Below are 236 nucleotides of genomic sequence, written 5' to 3'. Positions count from 1 at the left end.
GCGGTGCCCAGCAGCAGGATCGCCATCCGCAGCTGCGCGACGATGCGTTTGGGCCCGAAGGTCAGTGAGCTGGTGGCAATGCCCGTAAACACCCCGGCCAGGATCACCGCGAACAGCGGCCGCATCTGGTCCGGGCCCATGCCCAGCTGGCGCATCAGGCCGAGCACCCCATAGGACTGCTCGGAGGTGAGGAAGCGGATCAGGAAGGCGCCGAAGAAGAAGTGCAGGGTTGCCGG

1 pseudogene is annotated in these 236 nt (G+C 66.9%); it reads right to left on the bottom strand.

The window, feature by feature from the left end:
• Positions 1–236, bottom strand: a pseudogene (locus tag ACQG3P_RS23515) (MFS transporter); the annotation flags it as partial.

This window comes from Stenotrophomonas sp. SrG (assembly GCF_050031795.1).
GTDB lineage: Bacteria > Pseudomonadota > Gammaproteobacteria > Xanthomonadales > Xanthomonadaceae > Stenotrophomonas > Stenotrophomonas rhizophila_A.
Note: the sequence above shows the minus strand (reverse complement) of the source record. Positions and strands in the feature narration are given on the sequence as shown.